Source organism: Citrobacter sp. Cy070 (genome assembly GCF_030332245.1).
In the GTDB taxonomy this organism is placed as follows: Bacteria; Pseudomonadota; Gammaproteobacteria; order Enterobacterales; family Enterobacteriaceae; genus Citrobacter; species Citrobacter youngae.
On the sequence record NZ_JAOWIG010000051.1, the window covers coordinates 170,655 to 193,857 of the forward strand.

Annotated in this window: 23 protein-coding genes; 8 read left to right on the plus strand and 15 right to left on the minus strand. The window is 54.6% G+C overall.

Features of this window, described 5'->3' with window-relative positions:
- The first annotated feature begins 2 nt into the window (after positions 1–2).
- From arnC to arnF, 6 genes are read left to right on the plus strand one after another with little or no spacing between them, the layout of a single operon-like run.
- A complete protein-coding gene (gene arnC, locus OGY19_RS06890) occupies positions 3–986 on the plus strand; it encodes an undecaprenyl-phosphate 4-deoxy-4-formamido-L-arabinose transferase (protein ID WP_101741528.1) in 984 nt (327 codons plus the stop codon).
- Positions 983–2,965 (plus strand): bifunctional UDP-4-amino-4-deoxy-L-arabinose formyltransferase/UDP-glucuronic acid oxidase ArnA, encoded by a 1,983-nt coding sequence (arnA, locus tag OGY19_RS06895; protein ID WP_115601736.1) that lies wholly within the window; start codon positions 983–985, stop codon positions 2,963–2,965. The genes arnC and arnA overlap by 4 nt, the downstream gene beginning before the upstream one ends.
- Entirely contained in the window at positions 2,962–3,864 is a 903-nt protein-coding gene (gene arnD / locus OGY19_RS06900; protein ID WP_115601735.1) for a 4-deoxy-4-formamido-L-arabinose-phosphoundecaprenol deformylase, read from the plus strand. Before arnA ends, arnD begins: the two co-directional genes overlap by 4 nt.
- Positions 3,861–5,516 (plus strand): lipid IV(A) 4-amino-4-deoxy-L-arabinosyltransferase, encoded by a 1,656-nt coding sequence (gene arnT / locus OGY19_RS06905; protein WP_115601734.1) that lies wholly within the window; start codon positions 3,861–3,863, stop codon positions 5,514–5,516. Before arnD ends, arnT begins: the two co-directional genes overlap by 4 nt.
- Positions 5,513–5,848: a 4-amino-4-deoxy-L-arabinose-phosphoundecaprenol flippase subunit ArnE gene (gene arnE / locus OGY19_RS06910; protein WP_048211085.1), complete on the plus strand. Its 336-nt coding sequence runs from the start codon at positions 5,513–5,515 to the stop codon at positions 5,846–5,848. The genes arnT and arnE overlap by 4 nt, the downstream gene beginning before the upstream one ends.
- A complete protein-coding gene (gene arnF, locus OGY19_RS06915) occupies positions 5,848–6,234 on the plus strand; it encodes a 4-amino-4-deoxy-L-arabinose-phosphoundecaprenol flippase subunit ArnF (protein ID WP_048211084.1) in 387 nt (128 codons plus the stop codon). Before arnE ends, arnF begins: the two co-directional genes overlap by 1 nt.
- Positions 6,235–6,236: 2 nt before the next feature.
- Here the strand turns inward: arnF and pmrD are convergent, their stop codons facing one another.
- From pmrD to OGY19_RS06960, 9 genes are all read right to left on the minus strand, one after another.
- Positions 6,237–6,500, minus strand: a complete 264-nt coding sequence (gene pmrD / locus OGY19_RS06920) for a signal transduction protein PmrD (protein WP_048211083.1) — start codon at positions 6,498–6,500, stop codon at positions 6,237–6,239.
- Positions 6,501–6,606: 106 nt separating this feature from the next.
- Positions 6,607–8,022 (minus strand): o-succinylbenzoate--CoA ligase, encoded by a 1,416-nt coding sequence (gene menE, locus OGY19_RS06925; RefSeq protein ID WP_115602395.1) that lies wholly within the window; start codon positions 8,020–8,022, stop codon positions 6,607–6,609.
- An 11-nt stretch (positions 8,023–8,033) separates the two neighbouring features.
- Positions 8,034–8,996, minus strand: a complete 963-nt coding sequence (menC, locus tag OGY19_RS06930) for an o-succinylbenzoate synthase (RefSeq protein ID WP_124021803.1) — start codon at positions 8,994–8,996, stop codon at positions 8,034–8,036.
- Positions 8,996–9,853 carry a 1,4-dihydroxy-2-naphthoyl-CoA synthase gene (menB, locus tag OGY19_RS06935; RefSeq protein ID WP_048211080.1) on the minus strand — a complete coding sequence of 286 codons (858 nt, stop codon included), beginning with the start codon at positions 9,851–9,853 and terminating at the stop codon, positions 8,996–8,998. The genes menC and menB overlap by 1 nt, the downstream gene beginning before the upstream one ends.
- A gap of 14 nt (positions 9,854–9,867) precedes the next feature.
- Positions 9,868–10,626, minus strand: coding sequence for a 2-succinyl-6-hydroxy-2,4-cyclohexadiene-1-carboxylate synthase (menH, locus tag OGY19_RS06940; protein ID WP_115601732.1), 759 nt, complete (start codon positions 10,624–10,626; stop codon positions 9,868–9,870).
- Positions 10,623–12,293, minus strand: coding sequence for a 2-succinyl-5-enolpyruvyl-6-hydroxy-3-cyclohexene-1-carboxylic-acid synthase (menD, locus tag OGY19_RS06945; protein WP_115601731.1), 1,671 nt, complete (start codon positions 12,291–12,293; stop codon positions 10,623–10,625). The genes menH and menD overlap by 4 nt, the downstream gene beginning before the upstream one ends.
- An 87-nt stretch (positions 12,294–12,380) precedes the next feature.
- Positions 12,381–13,679, minus strand: coding sequence for an isochorismate synthase MenF (menF, locus tag OGY19_RS06950; protein ID WP_286596276.1), 1,299 nt, complete (start codon positions 13,677–13,679; stop codon positions 12,381–12,383).
- A 94-nt stretch (positions 13,680–13,773) separates the two neighbouring features.
- On the minus strand, positions 13,774–14,079 hold the full coding sequence (gene elaB / locus OGY19_RS06955; protein WP_005129450.1) for a stress response protein ElaB: 306 nt from the start codon (positions 14,077–14,079) through the stop codon (positions 13,774–13,776).
- Positions 14,080–14,132: 53 nt separating this feature from the next.
- Positions 14,133–14,594 (minus strand): GNAT family N-acetyltransferase, encoded by a 462-nt coding sequence (locus OGY19_RS06960; RefSeq protein WP_048211075.1) that lies wholly within the window; start codon positions 14,592–14,594, stop codon positions 14,133–14,135.
- A 67-nt stretch (positions 14,595–14,661) separates the two neighbouring features.
- Here OGY19_RS06960 and rbn point away from each other — a divergent pair, with 67 nt between their 5' ends.
- A complete protein-coding gene (rbn, locus tag OGY19_RS06965) occupies positions 14,662–15,579 on the plus strand; it encodes a ribonuclease BN (protein WP_115601729.1) in 918 nt (305 codons plus the stop codon).
- Positions 15,580–15,643: 64 nt separating this feature from the next.
- Positions 15,644–16,648: a chemotaxis protein gene (locus OGY19_RS06970; protein ID WP_048211073.1), complete on the plus strand. Its 1,005-nt coding sequence runs from the start codon at positions 15,644–15,646 to the stop codon at positions 16,646–16,648.
- A gap of 57 nt (positions 16,649–16,705) precedes the next feature.
- Here OGY19_RS06970 and nuoN read toward each other — a convergent pair whose 3' ends face one another.
- From nuoN to nuoI, 6 genes are all read right to left on the minus strand, one after another.
- A complete protein-coding gene (gene nuoN, locus OGY19_RS06975) occupies positions 16,706–18,163 on the minus strand; it encodes an NADH-quinone oxidoreductase subunit NuoN (RefSeq protein WP_048211072.1) in 1,458 nt (485 codons plus the stop codon).
- Between the two features lie 6 nt (positions 18,164–18,169).
- Entirely contained in the window at positions 18,170–19,699 is a 1,530-nt protein-coding gene (gene nuoM / locus OGY19_RS06980; protein ID WP_003027692.1) for an NADH-quinone oxidoreductase subunit M, read from the minus strand.
- Positions 19,700–19,950: 251 nt separating this feature from the next.
- Positions 19,951–21,792 carry an NADH-quinone oxidoreductase subunit L gene (gene nuoL, locus OGY19_RS06985; protein ID WP_048211071.1) on the minus strand — a complete coding sequence of 614 codons (1,842 nt, stop codon included), beginning with the start codon at positions 21,790–21,792 and terminating at the stop codon, positions 19,951–19,953.
- Positions 21,789–22,091, minus strand: coding sequence for an NADH-quinone oxidoreductase subunit NuoK (gene nuoK, locus OGY19_RS06990; protein WP_000612644.1), 303 nt, complete (start codon positions 22,089–22,091; stop codon positions 21,789–21,791). The genes nuoL and nuoK overlap by 4 nt, the downstream gene beginning before the upstream one ends.
- Positions 22,088–22,642 carry an NADH-quinone oxidoreductase subunit J gene (nuoJ, locus tag OGY19_RS06995; protein WP_003028059.1) on the minus strand — a complete coding sequence of 185 codons (555 nt, stop codon included), beginning with the start codon at positions 22,640–22,642 and terminating at the stop codon, positions 22,088–22,090. The genes nuoK and nuoJ overlap by 4 nt, the downstream gene beginning before the upstream one ends.
- Positions 22,643–22,653: 11 nt before the next feature.
- Positions 22,654–23,196: an NADH-quinone oxidoreductase subunit NuoI gene (nuoI, locus tag OGY19_RS07000; RefSeq protein WP_003028062.1), complete on the minus strand. Its 543-nt coding sequence runs from the start codon at positions 23,194–23,196 to the stop codon at positions 22,654–22,656.
- Between the last annotated feature and the right edge of the window lie 7 nt (positions 23,197–23,203).

Consider the following 23,203-nt stretch of genomic DNA (forward strand, 5'->3'; position numbering starts at 1 on the left):
GCATGTTTGAAGCCACACCGATTAGTAAAGTCTCGGTGGTCATTCCCGTTTTTAACGAACAGGAAAGCCTGCCAGAATTAATCAGGCGCACCAGCGCCGCCTGCGAAAAACTGGATACTGAATATGAAATCCTGCTCATTGACGACGGTAGCAGTGACAATTCGGCTCAACTGATGATGGACGCCTCCCAGGCACCGAACAGCCATATTGTCTCTATTCTGTTGAATCGAAACTATGGGCAACACTCGGCGATTATGGCCGGTTTCAGCCACGTCACGGGCGACCTGATCATCACGTTAGATGCTGATTTACAAAACCCGCCAGAGGAGATCCCGCGGCTGGTTGCCACGGCAAAAGAAGGCTTCGATGTCGTCGGAACGGTGCGTCAGAACCGCCAGGACAGCCGCTTTCGTAAGACCGCCTCACGGATGATCAACCATCTGATTCAGCGCACGACCGGTAAAGCCATGGGCGATTATGGCTGCATGCTGCGCGCCTATCGCCGTCACATCGTCGATGCCATGTTGCATTGCCAGGAGCGCAGCACCTTTATTCCGATCCTGGCTAACATCTTTGCCCGCCGCGCCACGGAAATCCCGGTACACCATGCCGAACGTGAATTTGGCGACTCTAAGTACAGTTTCATGCGTCTGATAAACCTGATGTATGACCTGGTAACCTGCCTGACCACCACGCCATTGCGTATGTTGAGCCTGCTGGGCAGCATCATTGCCGCCACAGGCTTTACCCTGTCGGTCCTGCTTGTTGTTCTTCGCCTGACGCTCGGCCCGCAGTGGGCGGCAGAAGGTGTGTTTATGCTGTTTGCCGTGCTGTTTACCTTTATCGGCGCGCAATTCATTGGCATGGGATTACTCGGCGAATATATCGGTCGCATCTATAACGATGTCCGCGCACGCCCTCGCTATTTTGTTCAACACGTTATCCGTCCACAAACCACGCAGTCAACTGAGGAAAACCGCGCATGAAAGCCGTCGTATTTGCCTATCACGATATGGGATGTCAGGGGGTTCAGGCCCTGTTGGATGCAGGTTATGACATCGCTGCTATTTTTACGCACGCCGATAACCCAGGTGAAAAAGCGTTTTTTGGCTCAGTTTCCCGCCTCGCTGCCAGCGCAGGTATTCCGGTGTACGCTCCGGACGAGGTCAATCATCCGCTGTGGATCGAGCGGATCGCCCAGCTCGCCCCCGATGTGATCTTCTCATTCTACTATCGCCATTTACTCAGCGATGAGATCCTGCGTCTTGCACCTGCGGGAGCCTTTAATCTGCACGGCTCATTACTGCCCAAATATCGTGGCCGTGCACCGCTGAACTGGGTATTAGTCAATGGCGAAACCGAAACAGGCGTGACGCTGCACCGCATGGTCAAGCGCGCAGATGCCGGTGCCATCGTCGCCCAACAACGCATTACCATTTCCCCCGATGACGTAGCGTTAACCCTGCATCATAAATTATGCCAGTCTGCCCGCGAGGTACTGGCACAGGCGCTGCCAGCCATCAAAGCCGGTGATTTTCAGGAGTATCCACAACAGGAAGCCGACGCCACCTGTTTTGGTCGCCGTACGCCGGAAGACAGTTTCCTTGACTGGAACAAACCCTGCGCACAACTGCATAACATGGTTCGCGCCGTGTCCGATCCATGGCCAGGTGCATTTAGCTATGCCGGTACGCAAAAATTCACCATCTGGTCATCGCGCCAGAGTGCAAATACATCTGCGGCGCTGCCGGGAACGGTTATCTCCGTATCGCCATTGCTGATTGCCTGTGCCGATGGCGCACTCGAAATCATTACCGGGCAAGCGGGTGATGGCATTACCATGCAGGGCTCACAGCTGGCACAAGTTTTGGGTCTGGTTGCCGGTTCTCGCCTCAACAGCCAGCCCGTTTCCGCCAGCAAACGTCGTACCCGCGTTTTGATCCTTGGCGTTAACGGTTTTATTGGCAACCACCTGACCGAACGCCTGCTACACGAAGATAACTACGAAATCTACGGGCTTGATATTGGCAGCGATGCGATTGAGCGTTTTCTGCAACACCCACGATTCCATTTTGTGGAAGGTGATATCAGCATTCACTCCGAATGGATTGAATATCATGTGAAAAAATGCGACGTCGTGCTGCCACTGGTCGCCATTGCCACACCGATTGAATATACCCGCAACCCGCTGCGCGTCTTCGAACTCGATTTTGAAGAAAACCTGAAAATTATTCGTTACTGTGTCAAGTACCGCAAACGCATCATTTTCCCGTCAACATCTGAAGTCTACGGTATGTGTACCGATAAAGACTTCGATGAAGACAGCTCCAACCTGATCGTCGGCCCGGTTAATAAACCGCGCTGGATCTACTCGGTCTCTAAACAACTGCTGGATCGCGTTATTTGGGCATACGGTGAAAAAGAAGGGCTACGTTTCACCTTATTCCGTCCATTTAACTGGATGGGACCGCGTCTGGATAGCCTGAACGCCGCACGTATCGGCAGCTCACGCGCCATTACCCAACTGATCCTGAATCTGGTGGAAGGCTCTCCCATCAAGCTGATTGAAGGCGGCAAGCAGAAGCGTTGCTTTACCGACATTCGTGACGGTATCGAAGCCCTGTTCCGTATCATTGAAAACGACGGCGGGCGCTGTGATGGCGAGATCATCAATATCGGTAACCCGGATAACGAAGCAAGTATTCAGGAACTGGCTGAAATGCTCCTTTCCTGCTTCGAAAAACATCCGTTGCGCCAACACTTTCCGCCGTTTGCTGGTTTCCGCGACGTTGAGAGTAGCAGCTACTATGGTAAAGGCTACCAGGACGTTGAGCACCGCAAACCCAGTATTCGTAACGCCAAACGTTGCCTGAACTGGGAACCAACAATCGATATGCAAGAAACGGTTGAAGAGACGCTGGACTTCTTCTTACGCAGTGTGGACATCACGGAACACACATCATGACCAAAGTGGGCTTGCGCATAGATGTCGATACATTCAGGGGGACACGCGAAGGCGTGCCCCGCCTGCTGGAGACATTGAATCGGCATAACGTTCGGGCTAGTTTCTTTTTTAGCGTCGGGCCCGACAACATGGGACGCCATCTCTGGCGTCTGGTGAAGCCGCAATTTTTGTGGAAGATGCTGCGCTCAAACGCAGCCTCACTCTACGGGTGGGACATTTTACTGGCCGGCACCGCCTGGCCTGGAAAAGAAATTGGCCTAGCTAATGCGGCCATCATTTCGCAAGCTGCCCGGTATCACGAAACAGGCTTACACGCCTGGGATCATCATGCCTGGCAATCACGAAGTGGCAACTGGAACGATAAACAGCTGATTGATGATATTTCGCGGGGTATTAATGCACTCGAAACAATCATCGGCCAACCCGTTACCTGCTCTGCCGTCGCTGGCTGGCGTGCCGACTCGCGGGTCGTAGAGGCGAAAGAAACATTCCATCTGCGCTATAACAGCGATTGCAGGGGGACATCGTTATTCCGTCCTGTACTTGAAACGGGAGAAATAGGGACACCACAAATTCCGGTCACGCTACCGACATGGGATGAAGTAGTTGGTCAGGAGGTGCAGGCAGCGGACTTCAACGACTATATTCTCTCCCGCATTCAGAGGGACAAAGGCACCCCGGTCTACACGATTCACGCAGAGGTGGAAGGCATTGCTTTTCAGCAGCAATTTGACGATCTGCTCATTCGTGCCGCCGACGCCGGGATTACGTTTTGTCCACTGGGCGAACTGTTACCAGACGATATCAGTACACTGCCAACGGGCCAGATCGTTCGTGGCAAAATACCCGGCAGAGAGGGATGGCTCGGCTGCCAGCAACCCGCGAGTGTGACATCATGAAATCCGCACGTTACGCCCTGGCATTTGTCGCATTTATTGCACTGTATTTTATTTTACCCATCAATAGCCGCCTGCTCTGGCAGCCCGACGAAACGCGCTATGCTGAAATCAGCCGGGAAATGCTGACGTCTGGCGACTGGATCGTCCCACATTTTTTAGGACTACGCTATTTTGAAAAACCTATCGCGGGATACTGGTTAAACAGTATCGGGCAATGGTTATTTGGCGCAAACAACTTTGGCGTCAGAGCGGGGGCTATTTTTGCAACCCTACTGACTGCACTCCTGGTCGCCTGGCTGGCAATGCGGCTATGGCGTGATAAACGTACGGCCCTACTCTCTGCCGTCATCTTTCTAACGTTTTTCTCTGTTTACAGTATCGGAACCTATGCGGTACTTGATCCCATTATCGCGCTGTGGCTGATGGCGGGTATGTGCTGTTTTTGGGAGGGAATGCAAGCCACCACCAGAACACGTAAAATTGTCGCCTTTTTGCTGTTAGGATTTACTTGCGGCATGGGCGTGATGACCAAAGGCTTTCTCGCGCTCGCTGTCCCCGTCCTCAGCGTGTTGCCATGGGTTTTCGTGCAAAAGCGCTGGAAAGAGATCTTTATTTACGGTCTGTTGTCGATTATCAGCTGTATTGCCATTGTCCTGCCGTGGGGGCTGGTGATTGCGCAACGCGAACCCGACTTCTGGCACTACTTTTTCTGGATTGAGCATATTCAGCGTTTTGCGCAGGATGATGCCCAGCATAAAGCGCCATTCTGGTACTACATACCGGTTTTCGTGGCAAGTGCCTTACCCTGGCTCGGGCTACTACCGGGCGCATTGCGTACCGGCTGGCGTGAACGGGATGTACCACGTAGCGCCTTATACCTGCTGAGCTGGATTATTATGCCGATCCTGTTTTTCAGTATCGCCAAAGGGAAGTTGCCAACCTATATTCTTTCCTGCTTCGCACCGCTGGCAATCCTTACCGCGCGGTTTGGCTTGCAGGCTGCTGAAAAAGGTTCTGCAGCCCTGCGCGTCAACGGTTGGATCAACATTCTGTTCGGTGTTATTGGTATTGTCGCCACATTTATCGTGTCCACGCTCGGACCGTTGAAGACACCGGTCTGGTCGCATATCGAAACGTATAAAGTGTTTTGCTCATGGGGTATCTTTATCACCTGGACGCTATTTGGCTGGTATACGCTTAACAACAGTGAAAAAAACTGGAAATTAGCAGCGCTCTGCCCGCTGGGACTGGCGCTGTTGTTCGGCTTCTCAGTACCTGACCGGGTAATGGAATCCAAACAGCCACAGTTTTTTGTCGAGATGACCAAAGAGTCGCTGGAGTCGAGCCGTTATATTTTCACCGACAGTGTTGGCGTTGCCGCTGGCCTGGCCTGGAGCCTGAAACGCGATGACATCAACATGTACGGGCAAACAGGTGAGTTAAAATACGGCCTTAATTATCCGGATGCCCAGGGACGCTTCGTCAGCCGGGATGACTTTGCCGGCTGGTTGGCGCAACATCGTCAGGAAGGGATCATTACGCTTGTGCTGTCAATTTCGAAGGATGAGGATATTAATCAGCTTGCCATTCCTCCCGCTGACTATATCGACAATCAGGGGCGCCTGGTCTTGATTCAGTACAGGCCTAAATGATCTGGCTAACCTTAGTCTTTGCCAGCCTGCTCAGCGTCTGTGGGCAATTGTGCCAGAAGCAGGCCACCCGCCCGGTACCCGCCCACGCGCGAACACGCTATATCGCGCAGTGGATTGGTCTGGCGCTGGCCTGTCTGGGACTGGCCATGCTGCTCTGGCTGGCAGTATTGCAGAATATTCCCGTCGGCATCGCCTACCCGATGCTAAGCCTGAACTTTGTATGGGTCACGCTGGCGGCATGGAAAATCTGGCGTGAACCTGTCACAACGCGTCACTGGTTGGGGGTTGGGCTACTCATCACCGGCATCTTTATTCTTGGGAGCGCGGTGTAATGGGCATTTTTTGGGGGCTGTGTAGCGTGATTATTACGTCGGTTGCTCAGCTAAGTCTGGGTTACGCGATGGATAATCTGCCGCCCATGCTGCAACCGCTGGCGTTTATCTCCGCCGTTTTTGCAACCAGCAGCAGCGCATTCGCCTTATATGGCGGGCTGGTAGGTTATTTACTGTCAGTGATGTGCTGGCATAAAGCCCTGCATCAACTCGCGCTGAGCAAAGCCTATGCCTTGCTCAGCCTCAGCTATGTACTGGTGTGGATCGCATCAATGATTTTACCGGGCTGGCAAGGAACCTTTTCAGTAAAAGCCCTGGTGGGTGTGCTGTGTATTATGGCGGGATTAATGACCATATTCTTACCTGCCCGCCAACACACGCCCTGAGATCATTTATCGTCAGACAGTTGTCGCAGACGCTCCCATTCTTCGGCGAGATACTGTCTGGCATCAATGATTTTAATCACTCGCGATGCGTCACGGTTAATACAATACTGGGCATCTTTTAACGGTGACAGGAGATCGCCTGCTTTTACACGCTCGCTGGCTTGCGCTTCAGCCAGCATTTTCAACGAACCACCGCTATCACAAAGTACAATATAGAGCCTCCCTGCTTTTTGGTTACAGCAAGACTTCTTCACATGCCATTCCATAGCGCACCTTTTGCTAATGATTTTCACACCAGGTTACACTTTAGCAGATAAACCAAAGGACAATGGCCAGGGAATGGCAATTATGCGAGATAAATTTAATGTTTTCTTAAGCTTTACCGCGGGTACGGACCCACTCCAGCAGCGCCCGGCGAGAAACCTTAATACCACCGCTTTTTAATTCTGCGGGTAAGGTTAGCCAACGAACGGGTTGCTGGAAACGTGCCAGCTTATCTTTCACCCATTCTGCCAGATCAATTCTTCCGGCTTCAGTATCGTACTCCACAACCGCAACGGGGCGGTGGCCAAACTCTTCATCTTCTATTGGAACAATAAAAGCTTGCAGAACATGGGGATGCGATACAATAACGCGCTCCACCTCTTCCGGTTGGATCCCTTCTCCACCGCTAAAGAACAGATTGTCCATACGCCCGACTATGGTTAGCTTGCCATCCTTTAACACGCCGCGATCGCGGGTGGCAAACCAGCCTTGCGCATTAACCAGTGGATAAAGCTGTCCGTTGCGCCAGTACCCTTGCGCCATGCTGGCGGCACGAAGCCAGACTTCATCATCAACAATCCTGACTTCTCTGCCTTGTAGTGCAGAGCCGACATCCGCCTTACCATCGGCCTCTTTCGCACACACCGTGGAGGCAAATTCCGTTAACCCGTAACCGCACCAGCAGCGAATACCCTGCTCACGCGCTTGTTCAGTCAATTCAACAGGAATCGCGGCACCGCCCAGCAACACGGCCTTTAGCGATACCGGTGTGTGATTGACCAACAGTCGCCAAAGCTGCGTGGGAACCAGCGAAGCATGGGTACAACCCGCCAGCATCTGCTCTAACGGCTGCTTATCGCGCACGGTCATACGCGCGCCGGCGAACAACCAGCGCCACATAATCCCCTGACCGGAAACGTGAAATAACGGTAGCGAGAGCAGCCAGTCATCTTCAGCGCCAAACGGCATTAATGACAGCACGCCCTGTGCGCTCGCCAGATGCGCCTGACAGGTATGCACCGCCGCCTTTGGCAATCCGGTAGAACCTGAGGTTAACGTCATTGTGCTCAAGCGCTGAGGCAACCAGACGGCAGCATGCTCGCCAGACTGTTCCAGCATCCGCAGCGGTGCCAACCCCGGGAGCGGACTTTCGCCTTCCAGATCCAGCGCAAAACGCAGCGTTAACTCCGGGACCAGCGCATCAAGCAGCGACTGAGGCAACTGTGGGTTCACAGGTAAAACCCGCGCCCCACACTGCAACAGTGCAAGCCATGCCAGCAGCGGACGGGGATGATTCCAGGCGCGGAGCAATATGCCATCGCCCTCTCCCACCCCTTGAGCCGCAAAGCCGCTTGCCAGACGATCGACTCGCGTACAGAGATCGCCCCAGCGTAACACCTCATCGTTGAGGCGTAAGGCTGGCGCGTCAGTACGAGCCTGTCGCCAGTGACGCCACGGCCAGTCAGTAAAATCAGGCGTATCGGACAACCGTCCCAGGCCCGATGCGCTTGCGCCATCGGGCATTTCCCGCTGGGTCATAGCAATCGTTCCAGCGCATCAATCTCAATGCACGGCAACGTACTGCCAGGCCACGCGCGTACCTGCTGGCACTGCATCAGGCTGAGCGTATCCAGACCAGGGATAGTCTGTGGCGTCAACCAGGCAGCAATGCGCGCCAGCTGGGTTAAGCCCAGGCTCGATTCGATAGAAGAGCTGATCACGGCGGTGAGACCTATCGCGTGTGCGGCGGCAACCTGCTCACGCACCTTGTCGAGGCTACCCGTCAGCGTAGGCTTGATGACGACTGCCTTCACACCCTCTTCGGCTTCGAAGGTGAAATCCGCTTCACGCAGACTTTCATCCCAGGCAATGGCAATCCCTGTTTCACGCGAGAACGCGCGGGAATCATCACGGGTTTTGCACGGTTCTTCGAGGAAGGCAATGCGCCCGCGATACTCCGGATTAACGTATTTCGCGAACTGCTGAGCTTTCAACGGCGTCCAGGCCCGGTTGGCGTCAAGTCGCAAATGCAGCTCCGGGATCGCCTCAAGTAACAGATTGGCTACCATGCCGTCGCGAACCGCTTCATACAGACCGACCTTAATCTTCGCCACTTTTTCGCCCGGCATGTCCGCCAGTTGCAGCACCAGATCGTCAGGATCGCCCGTACACAGCGGCGCAGCACGGTAGTCCGCCGCCTCTGGCAGAGTGCCTGCCAGTTCGGCCAGCGCGCAGCTTGCGCCAAAGGCGACCGAAGGCATTTGCGGTAAGGAAGCATCGCCCTGTAGCCAACCCTTCACCCAGGCCAGCAGCTCAGTTTGCGCCTCTTCCCAGCTTTCCTGACTGAAGCCCGGCAGGGGGGAGATCTCTCCCCACCCTTCGCGCTCGCCGTCACGAAGACAAACGTACAGCCCGTCACGCGTTTTTAACCGCCTGTCGCGCAGAATCACCCCCGCGTCCATGGGGATCTGCCAACGGTATACCTGCGCGCTACGCATTACGGATTCCGTTTGAATTTGCTGAAGTCAGGCTGGCGTTTCTGGTTAAAGGCGTTACGGCCTTCCTGACCTTCTTCCGTCATGTAGAACAGCATCGTGGCGTTACCCGCCAGCTCCTGCAGACCCGCCTGACCATCGCAGTCGGCGTTCAGCGCAGCTTTCAGGCAGCGCAGCGCCATTGGGCTGTTTTGCAGCATTTCACGACACCAGCGCACGGTCTCTTTTTCCAGATCGACCAGCGGAACGACAGTGTTTACCAGGCCCATATCCAGCGCTTGTTTTGCATCGTACTGACGGCACAGGAACCAGATTTCACGTGCTTTTTTCTGACCGACGATGCGCGCCATGTAGGACGCGCCCCACCCGCCGTCGAAGGAACCGACTTTCGGCCCGGTCTGACCAAAGATGGCGTTTTCAGCCGCAATGGTCAGGTCACACATCATGTGCAGCACATGACCACCGCCGATGGAATACCCTGCCACCATCGCCACGACCGGTTTCGGACAGGTACGAATCTGGCGTTGGAAGTCCAGTACGTTCAGATGATGCACACCGGAGTCATCCTGGTATCCGCCGTAGTCGCCACGTACTTTCTGATCGCCGCCTGCACAGAACGCTTTATCGCCCGCACCGGTCAGAATAATCACGCCGATGTTGTCATCATAGCGGGCATCCGCCAGCGCCTGGATCATCTCTTTCACGGTGACCGGACGGAAGGCATTGCGTACCTGCGGACGATTAATGGTGATTTTTGCGATACCGTCGGTGGATTTCTCGTAGAGAATATCGGTGTAGCCTTCAGAGCAATCGTTCCATTCTACCGGTGCGTAAAGCATTGTTTCATCAGGATAGATCATAAAATGTCCTATAGTCAGCGACGCAGAATCTGAGCCAGACAGTCCACTACACCCGCGGGGTTGTCCCGATGCGCGTTATGTCCGGCATTACGAATCACATGGTTTGGTACTGATATTTCCGCCGCCAGAGCGCGGAATTTATCGTCACGTTCACCACATAAATAATAAAACGGAAATGTGCGCGTTTTCAGTTGCACACGTAAATCAGGTTGTATGGCCAGCGAAGTGGCCTCCAGCATTGCTGCCAGCATTTGCCCGTTATTCTGGCTACGCATATCGACCAGCGCCTCTCTTTGCGCGACATTCAGTGAGGAAAAGACCGGCTGTTGATACCAGTCATTAAACACCTCGCGCAGCGGCTCAGTACGAAAACGCGCGGCCCAGCGGCCATCCGAGAGACGACGCTGGGTGCGTTCATTTTCACTTTGCAGCCCTGGATGCCCACCTTCAACCACCAGACCACACAGTCCGGGCAACGCCTGACAGGCCGCCATCATCGCGACTCTGCCGCCAAGGGAATATCCCACCAGCCAGTAGTTAAGTATGTTGTAACTAAGCAGCGTATTACGCAACAAATCGCTGACGTCATCGAATCCGCTCACGCTGATGTCAGCAGAACCGCCGTGGCCAGGCAGGTCGATATACAACCGCGAAAACTCCGGGAATGCTTCACCGACCGCCTGCCATTCCCGGCAATCACCGGAAAATCCGTGCAGGAAAACCAGCCAGGGGAAATCCACCTGACCCGTGTTCGCCTGCGCGTGCAGGATCATAGATGACTTACCTGCGCCAGCAATTGCTGCAGGGTTTGCGCCCCGTCAGTTTCATTCACTACCAGCTCAATCACCGTTGCCACCGGAGTACGCCAGGCATTCGTCAGCGCGCTCTCCAGTTGCGCCCAGTTCTCCGGGCGGTGATATTTGAGGTCAAACATGGCGGCAGCATGCTCAAAATGGACGTTCTGCGGCATCAGGTAGAACCGTTCACGTTCGCTTGCTGGCGTCGGCAGCAGGGAAAAAATTTGTCCGCCGTTATTATTAACCACGATCAGGACAAACGGTGCGGAAACCTGACGCAATAACGCCAGCGCATTCAGGTCATACAATGCAGATAAATCGCCGACGATAGCCAGCGTCGATTTTGCGCTGGCGCGCTGTACGCCAGCTGCGGTTGACAGCAGGCCGTCAATGCCGCTCGCGCCACGATTGCTATAGACCGGGTAACCAGCCGGAAGCTGCGACAACGCATCAATCAGGCGCACCACCAGGCTGTTGCCCACAAACAGCTGTCCCTGCTCTGGCAGATACTCGTGAATACGGTGTGCCAGCTGTGCTTCGCCAAACGTGTCACGGCGGGCTTCTACCGCCTGCCATGCCTGTTTCGCCAGCCGCGGGATCTCCACACACCAGGGCTGGCGTTTCTCCGCCGGATGCAGCTCCAGCCAGTCGCCAACCTTCGCGACCAGCCTGCGTCCACGATGGTGAGCCGGATCGAGGCGGCCTTCGATATTATCAACGATCCAGTATTCCTGCGGATCGCAGTTGGCCTGCCATTGCAGGAGTCGTTTTCCGGTCAGGCTGCTGCCAAGCTGCACCACAATCTGCGCCTGCTGTAACTCCGCCACCGCTTTCGAATTCCCGAGCCACAAATCGGCACACGGCAACGGTTGTCCGGTTTGCGACAGAACATCGCCAATCAACGGCCAACCTAACGTCTGCGCCCAGAGCGCAACTTTCTTGCCCTCTTCGGCGCTCATGCGCCCGGCAAGTACCACGCCACGTTTTTGCCGCCAGAAAAACCAGTCACGCTGTTTGTCGCTTTCCAGCCGACGCGCTTCACGCAGCCAGGGCTTGTCATCCTGCCACCAGTCACCAAGACGCTGCTGCCAGGCAACCCCTGTTTCATCCATGTCACCATACAGCGGTTCCGCAAATGGGCAATTGATATGCACCGCCCCGCTATGTAGCGCGGCTAAGGCGTTATCGATGGTAGACACCAGCCAGCTTGCGGGAATGTCCTGCGTCGGACGCGGTAAAGAGAGCGTTTGCGACGGATGCGAGGCAAACATACCGGCCTGACGAATCGCCTGGTTAGCGCCACAATCGATAAGCTCAGGCGGTCGGTCAGCCGTGAGTAAAATCAGTTTTTCACCGGTCAGGCCCGCTTCAATCAACGCGGGATACAAATTCGCCACCGCTGTACCGGACGTCACAATCACGGCAACAGGTTGCCTGCTGACTTTTGCCAGACCTAAGGCCAGATGCCCAAGCCCACGCTCATCAAAATGAGTATGGTGGATAAAAGCGGGGTTTTCCGCTGCCGCTAAAGTCAACGGCGTCGAACGAGAGCCAGGGGCAATACAGACATGCCTGACGCCGTGGCGAGTGAGAGCTTCCAGAATGACCGCCGCCCAGCGTCGGTTAAATGCGCTTACTGACATGAGATTGTCCGGTATCAATATTGCGACACAGTATAAAGAATCGAATAAATGGATTTTTGATATGAGTCGGGAATATACACGAAATCATTATCCTTCCATCTGTAATAAAGTACGTAACCCTGCCGCTTTATTATCTATTTCTTGCCATTCTTGCTCAGGATCGGAACCGCGCACGATCCCCGCACCGGCATACAGACGTACGACATTTGCGCTAATTTTCGCTGAACGTAATGACACGCAAAACTCGCTCTGACACAGTGAAAGATAACCCGCAGAACCGGCATACCACTCGCGTTCAAAGGGTTCATTATGTTGGATAAATTCGCGCGCCAGCTCGCGTGGAATACCCGCTACGGCCGCAGTAGGCTGTAGCTGTACCAGACAGAGCGTATCATCCGCCTGATTGAGCGCAGTCCAGATACAGCGGCGCAGATGCTGTACTTTGCGCAGCCTGAGTACCTGCGGCGGCAGGACATCGAGGGTTTGCGTACAGTTCTGCAGCCGTTGGCAAATATCTTCCACTACCAACATGTTCTCACGCTGATTTTTATCGTCCTTCATCAGCCATTCACCCAACTGCCAGGCGCGATGATCGTCAGGGTGATTGGCAACGGTTCCGGCCAGCGCCTCAGTGCGCAGTGCCATGTCACGCCGCCGATACAGACGTTCAGGGGAAGAGCCAAGAAAAGCAGATTCGGCGGAAAACGCCATATAGAAGTGGTAACAGTTGAGATTTAAACGACGGCTGGAGGCCATAACCGCCGCGGCATTAACTGGCTGAGAAAACTCTAAATCGGTCGCACGCGCCAGCACCACTTTGTCGAGTTCTTCCCCGGCAATAGTTTGGGTGGCAAGCTCAATAAGGCGCGTCCAGCCTGCTTTATCTGGCCAGTGTTGTTCACCGGTTAAATTCAGGCGCAGTGCGGGAAGCGGTTTTACCTGCGCAAGCGCTGAAATAAACGCAGCGGCCTGCGCGGCATCTTCACGCAACGACACGTCGCTATACAGGTGTAGTCGTAAGGTCGCAACCCCGGCACAGCGTCGCCATTCCAGTCGTGGCAGCAATAAATTACCGCGCTGCGGCTCAAACGCATTCAGGCCCCAGACGCGCAGTTCGGGGTAATTATCATGTTGGCGTAAAAACCGTTGGGCAGATTCCAGTGAGGAAAATGCGGCGACGGCTCCCAGTACGGCTGCCTCTTCGTCACCGTTACGTTGCTGCCAGTAAAACTGAGGCCAGACGGGCTGGCTGGCCAGCCATCCTAAAGCGTCAAACGCATCATTCAGAGGGAAAGGTATATCGTAAATACGAATTCCAGGTGCGGCTGGTATCTCTTGCGACAAATGACGCATCAGACTTTCCAGCGCAGTAGTGATTGAATGCACGCGGACCTCTCCCTGTTAAAAACCTCACATTATACGGGGTACTGAGCAGAAAAAGCAGTACCCCCGTATAGGGAGTGCGATGACAGCGCTGTATTTATCGCCGTGCCAGCAATAATCCCATCACTAAACCGACTGTCGCCCCCACGCCGATCCCACGCCAGGGTTTTTCGTGTACATAGTCATCTGCCCGGCAAACAGCCTGCTTTGCACGATAATAGTAACTGTCAGAGGCGTGACTAACGCGATTTCTCACCTCTTCTAACGCCTGCTCAGCCCGCGCTTTCAACTCAAGGTATTTTTGGTCGGCAGGATCGCCGGAAGAACGTAGCACTTCTTCCAGCGTTTCGCTCAACAATTCCAAATCGTCATCAATACGTGACTCGTAAGAATGAAAAGACATTGTATTCTCCCTTTCTATTGACGTACCCGCTAACTATAGACGACAGGGGCTGTTTACGCTTGATGCCCCTCACGCGCCATGCCGATGTGTGGAATCCCGTCTTCGTCATAGACTTCCGTGACTGGAACAAACCCAAATCTCGCATAAAACGATTGCAGATGTGCCTGAGCCCCCAGGTATAACGCCTTATGCGGCCAATGCTGCGCACAGGATGCCAGTGTTTGCGTCATTAACTGCTGCCCCAGTTTTTCACCGCGCAGCGCTTCGCTGACAATCACCCGGCCAATTACTACCGGCTCCAGATCATCGTCACTTTTCAGAATCCTCGCATACGCCACCAGTTCATCGTTATGCCATCCCAGAATGTGACGGTTTTCGCCGACTAAGTCGTCGCCATCCACGTCCTGATACGGACATTGTTGCTCAACAACGAATACCGAACAGCGAAGCTGAAGAATGGCATACAGCTCCTGAACACTCAGCTTTGCATGATGGAGATCTTGCCAGTGGATCATTGTCTGCCCCTTTGTTGTGATAACCTGAACACCCTGCCTCATTGATGGCGAAAAGTGTAACGTAAAGATGGAATTACTATTTTTAGGTACGTCAGCGGGAGTTCCCACACGCTCTCGCAATGTAACGGCAATATTACTGAATCTGCAACACCCTACTCAGGCAGGTTTGTGGCTTTTTGATTGCGGCGAAGGGACGCAGCATCAAATGCTTAGCACGCCATTTAATCCGGGAAAACTCGATCGTATTTTTATCAGCCATTTACACGGCGACCACCTGTTTGGTTTACCGGGGCTACTGTGCAGTCGTTCAATGGCCGGGAACGTCCAGCCGCTAACGCTCTACGGACCCAAGGGGTTGCGAGAGTTTACCGAAACCGCTTTACGTCTGAGCGGCTCCTGGACCGATTACCCGCTGGATATTGTAGAAATTACCGCCGGTGAGGTTGTGGATGACGGCCTGCGCAAAGTGACTGCGTTTCGACTGGAACATCCACTGGAGTGCTACGGTTTTCGTGTTGAAGAACACGACAAACCCGGCGCGCTTAATGCCAGCGCCCTGAAGGCGGCAGGCGTTAAAGCGGGCCCGTGGTTTCAGGATTTGAAAGCCGGGAAAACCATCGTACTGGAAGACGGTCGCGCGATTAACGGTGCCGATTTTCTCTCCCCGGCAACCCGAGGGAAATCCGTGGCTATTTTCGGTGATACCGGGCCCTGTGCGAGCGCTATCAAACTGGCAAAAGGGGTGGACGTGATGGTACATGAAACCACGCTGGACGCCTCAATGGAGGAAAAAGCCAACAGCCGCGGGCATAGCTCCACCCGGCAGGCCGCACAGCTGGCACGGGACGCCGGTGTGGGCAGACTCATCATGACCCACGTCAGCTCACGCTACGATGCAAAAGGCTGCCAGCGGTTACTTGAAGAGTGCAGAGCGATTTTTCCAGACACGGAACTGGCTCACGATTTCGCCATTTTCACCGTTTAATGCTCCATTTTTCCGCCTCAGTGCCGATAACAGTGGAAAGGCTGGCTTTCACACTGAGGACAGGATGAACAATTTCCAGAAAGATATTGATGACAGGACAAACCTAACCCTGTCTAACCGTTTTGAACTGCTGCTGTTTCGCCTTGGCAAATCCGTTGAGGAGCAGAAATCAGAGCTGTTTGGCATCAACGTATTCAAACTGCGTGAAATCGTACCGATGCCGACCTTTACACGCCCTGCCGGCATGAAGGCTCCGTTGTTAGGCATGGTGAATATCCGGGACCAGGTGATCCCGGTGATCGACCTGCCTGCTGTCGCCGGGTGTAAACCTGAAACCGGGCTTAATATCCTGTTGATCACAGAGTACGCCCGCAGCGTACAGGCCTTTGCGGTGGAGTCAGTAGAGAACATTATGCGTCTCGACTGGCAACAGGTGCACACTGCTGAGAAAGCCGTTAATGGTCGCTACATCACCAGTATTGCTTGTCTGGACGACGACAAAGAAACCAACAATTTGGCGCTGGTGCTTGATGTCGAACAGATCCTGTATGACATTGTGCCGTCCAACCACGATTTACGTGCAACCGACCTGAAAACCAGCAAATTCACTATCACGCCGGGTGCGGTGGCCATTGTTGCGGAAGACTCCAAAGTTGCCAGGGCGATGCTGGAGAAAGGACTGAACGCGATGGAAATTCCGCATCTGATGCATGTCACCGGCAAAGATGCGTGGGAAAAAATTCAGCAGCTATCTGAAGAAGCGCAAGCGGAAGGTAAGCCAATCAGCGAGAAGATTGCCCTGGTGCTTACCGATCTGGAAATGCCGGAGATGGATGGTTTTACGCTGACCCGTAAGATAAAAACCGACGAACGTCTGAAGAAGATCCCGGTCGTCATCCACTCTTCACTTTCCGGTAGCGCCAACGAAGATCACGTCCGCCGGGTTAAGGCCGATGGTTACGTGGCAAAATTCGAGGTCAACGAATTATCTTCTGTGATTCAGGAAGTGATGGAGCGCGCAGCAAAAGATGTTAGTGGTCCTTTGGTGAGCCGTCAGCTTTCCGCCTGATAGCCTTGCCCCCATAAAAAACCCGCCGAGGCGGGTTTTTTTATTCCAACGTGTCGCTTACATCAGCGGCGCCGCCAGTTGCACGATACTGATCAGCGGTTGCGGGTAGATACCCAGCACCAGCACCAGCAGTGCAGAGATCAGCACTACGATACCGCCCGCGCTGTACTGCCAGTTAGACGGCGCATCACGGTTCAGTTGCTGCGGTGCGCTCAGATACAGGCTCACAGCAACGCGCAGGTAGTAGTACAAACCAATCGCCGAACCGACCACCACGGCAGCAACCAGCCACCACAGGTTAGCCTGCACACCGACAGCCAGTACGTAGAATTTACCGATAAAGCCCAGCGTCATCGGGATACCCGCCAGAGACAGCATCATCACCGTCATCACTGCCGCGAGGATCGGACGATGCCAGAACAGGCCGCGATAGGAGAACAGAGAATCCGCATCCGGACCACGGTACGGGCTGGACATCAGACTGACCACACCGAACGCGCCAAGGCTGCTGAACAGATAACCAGCCAGATAAACGCCAACGGCTTCCATCGACATCTCGCCGCTCTGCAGGGCAATCAGCGCCACCAGCAGATAACCGAGGTGAGAGATGGAAGAGTAGCCGAGCAGACGTTTGATGTTGGTCTGGCTCAGCGCCATCAGGTTACCGAAGATGATAGAAGCAAAGGCAATCACACCCAGCACGATACGTACCGCTTCGCTGTCGCCAACCGGCGCGTACAGGAACAGACGCATCACCACGCCGAAGATAGCGATTTTGCTCGCCGTCGCCAGGAAGGTGGAAACCGGAGCCGGAGCACCCTGGTAGACGTCTGGCGTCCACAGGTGGAACGGAACCAGCGAGAGTTTGAAGCCGAGGCCAACAATCATCAGACCGAAGCCCGCCAGCAGCAGCGGTTCGCTCAGCATGCCGTCGCCGAGGCTCTTACCGAGCGCGACAAACGACAGATTCCCAGACTGCGCGTACACCAGCGCCATACCGAACAGCAGGAAGGAAGACGCTGCGGCAGACAGAATGGTGTATTTGATACTGGCTTCCAGCGAACGTTTCTGACGGAACGCATAGCCGACCAGGCCAAACAGCGGCAGAGAGATAAGCTCAATACCAAGGAACAGCGCCGCCAGATGGTTAGCGTTAGCCAGCAGAATACCGCCGAGCGCGGCAATCAGCACCAGCAGGTAGAACTCTTCCCGGTTGTCGTCGTAGCCTTCCAGCCACGGGTAAGCGAAGGTACAGGTGGCAAGACTCGCCAGCAGCACCAGCCCGGTGTAGAGCATGGCGAAACCGTCAACCCGCATCAGCGGGGTGACGTCCATGGCGCCCGCCTGGCCAACAAACCAGAGCGAAACCAGCGCGGCGTTAAGCCCAATGACTGACAACGTGGCATTGAGGAAGTGATTGCGTCGCCACGCAATGGAGAGCATCACAACCACCACCGTCAAGCCGACGATCAGCAGCGGTAGCAGCGCAATCAGGTGTTGTGGAGTTATTGTCATGGCGATTTACGGCCTTGTAGTAGTAACGGAATTAACAAACCACTGCTGGATGTTGCTCATCGCAGAATGCGAGGTATCCAGAATCGGCTGCGGATAGAAGCCAAGCAGTACCAGAAGCACGACCAGCAACAGGATGATAAACAGCTCACGCAGCGACATCCCTGGCAGTTCAACACTGGCAATCTGGCTTTTCGCCTTACCGAAGTAAGCGCGATGCAGCATCGCCAGCGAGTAAACAGAGGCAAACACCAGACCAAAGGTTGAGATCACGGTAATGACCGGAACCACCTGATAGCTGCCGAACAGAATCATGAATTCGCCAACGAAGTTACCGGTACCCGGCATACCCAGCGTACACACTGCAAAGAACATTGACAGCGCAGGCAACCATTTCATTTTGCCCCACAGGCCGCCCATCATACGCATATCACGCGTGTGCAGACGTTCGTACAGCTGACCACACAGGATGAACAGACCGGCAGCGGACAGACCGTGCGCAATCATCTGGATAACCGCACCCTGGTACGCCAGCTGGCTGCCGGTGTAGATAGCAATCAGCACGAAGCCCATGTGCGATACGGAAGTGTAGGCAATCAGACGTTTGATATCGTACTGATTAAAGGCCATCCACGCGCCGTAGAAGATGCCGATTACGCCAAGCCACATGGCGATAGGCGCAAACTCCGCCGACGCGTTCGGGAACAGCGGCAGGGAGAAACGCAGCAGACCGTAGGCCGCCGTTTTCAGCAGAATCCCCGCCAGGTCAACGGAACCTGCGGTCGGTGCCTGGGAGTGCGCATCCGGCAACCAGCCGTGCAGCGGAACCACCGGCATTTTCACCGCAAACGCGATGAAGAAGCCCAGCATCAGCAGATATTCCACGCCGTGGGACATCGGGGTATTCAGCAGTTCTTCATAGTTGAAGGTCCACACGCCGGTCGCTTTGTAGTGCACAAACACCAGCGCCAGGATGGCAATCAACATCACCAGACCGCTTGCCTGGGTATAGATGAAGAACTTGGTGGCCGCCGTGATACGCGTTTTACCGTCAGAGGCTTTATGCCCCCACAACGCGATCAGGAAGTACATCGGCACCAACATCATTTCCCAGAAGAAGAAGAACAGGAACATGTCGATGGCAAGGAATACGCCGATTACGCCGCCTAAGATCCACATCAGGTTCAGGTGGAAGAAGCCCTGGTATTTTTCGATTTCATTCCAGGAGCACAGTACCGCCAGAACACCGAGCAGACCGGTTAGCACCACCATCAGCAGCGACAAACCGTCGATGGCTAAATGAATAGAGATGCCAAAACGTGGGATCCACGGCAGGACAAACTCAGACTGCCACTGCGGAATGCCAGCGGATTGCGTCAGTGAATAGCCGCCCTGCAACCACAGTTGCAAGCCAAGCGCCAGCGTCAGTCCCATGGTAATCAGCGCTATCCAGCGCGGCACCTTCACGCCAAAGCGTTCGGTCTGCCAGCACAGGAAGCCACCGATAAAGGGGATTAATATCAACCAGGGTAATAACATAGCTAAGTATGTCCCTTATATTTACTCCTGCTCAGGCTATCTCACTCATCAGCCCAAATCCCGGCAGTGCTCGCAATCCTCACGTACTTCAGTACGCTCCGGTTGCTCTGCGCTGGCGGTATTCGGTCTGACTTCGCCGATGACGCCTGTACTTCAGGAACAGATTTTCAACGAATTCTAAAAATTATTTTTGGGTTTGTAGGCCGGATAAGCGCAGCGCCATCCGGCAGTCGTTCATCCAGCCAACAAACTCAACGCAGTACCATCAACAGTGCCAGCACAACAACGGCGCCGATGCTCATTGATGCCACATACCAGCGCAGATAGCCGTTCTCGCTTAACAGCAGGCCTTTACCTGCAAAGCGAGACAGGATCGCCGGAATGTTCATCATTGCGTTCAGCGGATCGCGTTTCAGCAGCCATGCAACACCGAGGAACGGCTTGACGAACACTTTGTCGTACAGCCAGTCGAAGCCCCAGGCGTTATACCACCAGGTACCCAGCAAACGGCCTGGCGCACTGTTGGCAATCGATGTCACAAGCTGGCGTTTACCCAGCCACAGCCATGCTGCGATCAGGATGCCCGCAATCGCGACGATACCGGAAGTAATTTCCAGCGTCATGACGCGACCATGCTCAAGCTCGGTCGTCGCAGGCAGTACGCCATGCAGTGGCGGCACAATCAGCGCGCCAACAAAGGTGGACAGGATCATCAGCACAATCAGCGGCAGATGATGGGTAATCCCCTTCCCGGCGTGAGCGTGAATTTGTTCTTTACCGTGGAACACGATGAAAATCATACGGAAGGTGTACAGAGAGGTCATGAACGCACCGACCAGACCTGCAACCATCAGATTGATATGACCGTTCGCCATCGCACCGGCCAGAATCTCATCCTTACTGAAGAAGCCAGCGGTAATCAGCGGCAGAGCCGACAGCGCCGCGCCACCAATCAGGAAGCAGAGATACACCAGCGGAATAGACTTACGCAGGCCGCCCATCTTGAAGATGTTCTGTTCGTGGTGGCAGGCCAGGATAACCGAGCCGGATGCCAGGAACAGCAGCGCTTTAAAGAAGGCGTGCGTCATCAGGTGGAAAATCGCCGCATCCCACGCCTGAACGCCAAGCGCCAGGAACATGTAGCCAATCTGGCTCATCGTGGAGTAAGCGAGAACGCGTTTGATGTCGGTCTGTACCAGCGCAGCAAAACCCGCCAGCACCAGCGTGATAGCACCGATAATCCCCACCAGATGCAGGATTTCCGGGGTCATCAGGAACAGGCCGTGCGTACGTGCAATCAGGTAGACACCGGCGGTAACCATCGTTGCGGCGTGGATCAGCGCAGAGACAGGCGTCGGGCCTGCCATCGCATCAGCAAGCCATGTTTGCAACGGCAGCTGTGCAGATTTACCGACCGCACCGCCCAGCAGCATCAGGGTTGCCCACATCAGCATGTTGTTGCCGTCTGCAAAGTGCGCAGGCGCCAGTTCCACCATTTCGCGGAAGTTCAGCGTGCCCAGCTCGTTGTAGAGAATGAACAGTGCGAACGCCAGGAATACGTCACCAACACGGGTTACCACGAAGGCTTTCATTGCCGCAGCGCCATTCTTCGGATCGGTATAGTAGAAACCAATCAGCAGATAGGAGCACAGGCCCACGCCTTCCCAGCCGAGGTACATCAGCAGCAGGTTATCCGCCAGCACCAGAACCACCATGCTGGCGATAAACAGGTTGGTGTAGGCGAAGAAACGAGAATAGCCCTCTTCTCCGCGCATATACCAGGAGGCGAACATGTGGATCAGGAAACCGACGCCGGTCACCACGGAGAGCATGGTCAGCGACAGGCCGTCCAGCACCAGGTTAAAACCGATGTTGAAGTCGCCGACGGACATCCACGTCCACAGCGGCTGGCTGTAAGCCTGCTGGCCATTGGCAAAGAAATCAACGCCAACAAACGCAGTCACCAGCGCGGCCAGACCAATCGACCCGACACCCACGGTAGCGGACAGATTTTCTGACCAACGACCACGAGAAAACGCCAGTAATACAAAGCCAATAAATGGCAGAATAATGGTTAAGGCAAGCATGTTCATCCACGCATCTCACTTACTGAATCGATGTTCAGGTTCTGGCGACGGCGATGAAGTTGCAGCAGCAGCGCAAGTCCAATGCTCGCTTCCGCAGCCGCAAGGCTGATGGCGAGAATGTACATCACCTGACCATCGGTCTGGCCCCAGTAGCTTCCGGCGACCACAAAGGCCAGCGCAGAGGCGTTAATCATGATTTCCAGCCCGATCAGCATAAACAGCAGATTGCGGCGGATAACCAGACCGGTCAAACCCAGGACGAATAAAATCGCAGCGAGGATCAGTCCATGTTGTAAGGGGATCATGCGTGCTCCTCCGTTTTTCTTTTCGCGCGGTCATCGGTGCGATTGCTCAGCACCTCACCTGAACGCTCTTCGCGCCCCACGTGGAAGGCCACAACCAGACCCGCCAGCAGCAGCATCGAAGCCAGTTCGACCGCCAGTACATACGGTCCGAACAGGGAAATACCGACTGCTTTCGCGCTGATTGGTGTCCCGTCGATGCCCTGATCGTTAACGCCCAGAATGGCGTAAACAATAACCACCAGCATGATGGCCGACAGAATCGCCGGTCCAATCCACACCTGAGGTTTCAGCCACTGGCGTTCCTGTTCAATTTCAGAGCCACCGAGGTTGAGCATCATTACCACGAATACGAACAGCACCATGATGGCGCCCGCGTAGACGATAATTTCCAGCGCACCCGCGAAGTAAGCGCCTAACGAGAAGAACACCCCGGAAATCGCCAGCAGCGAAATAATCAGATACAGCAGTGCGTGTACCGGATTGGTGTGGGTGATCACCCGCAAGGTTGCGAGAATGGCTATCAGGCCACAGATATAAAAAGCGAACTCCATTGCCCCTCTCCTTACGGTAACAGGCTCTTGACGTCGATAGGCTTAGCTTCGTTCTCTGCTTCGCCCTTATCTTTGCCGTCGATTGCCATACCTGCCATCCGGTAGAAGTTATATTCCGGGTATTTGCCCGGACCGGAGATCAGCAGATCCTCTTTCTCGTAAACCAGGTCCTGGCGCTTGTACTCACCCAGCTCGAAATCTGGAGTCAGCTGAATAGCCGTTGTCGGACAGGCTTCTTCACACAGGCCGCAGAAAATGCAGCGTGAGAAGTTAATGCGGAAAAACTCCGGATACCAGCGGCCATCTTTGGTCTCTGCTTTTTGCAAAGAGATACAGCCTACCGGACACGCTACCGCACACAGGTTACAGGCAACGCAGCGCTCTTCACCGTCAGGATCACGTGTCAGAACGATACGACCACGAAAACGGGGCGGTAGATAGACCGGCTCTTCCGGGTACATCTGCGTTTCGCGTTTCGCGAACGCATGCAGGCCGATCATCCAGATACTGCGTACCTGGGTGCCGAAACCTACGAACAATTCTTTTAAGGTCATGGTCTTT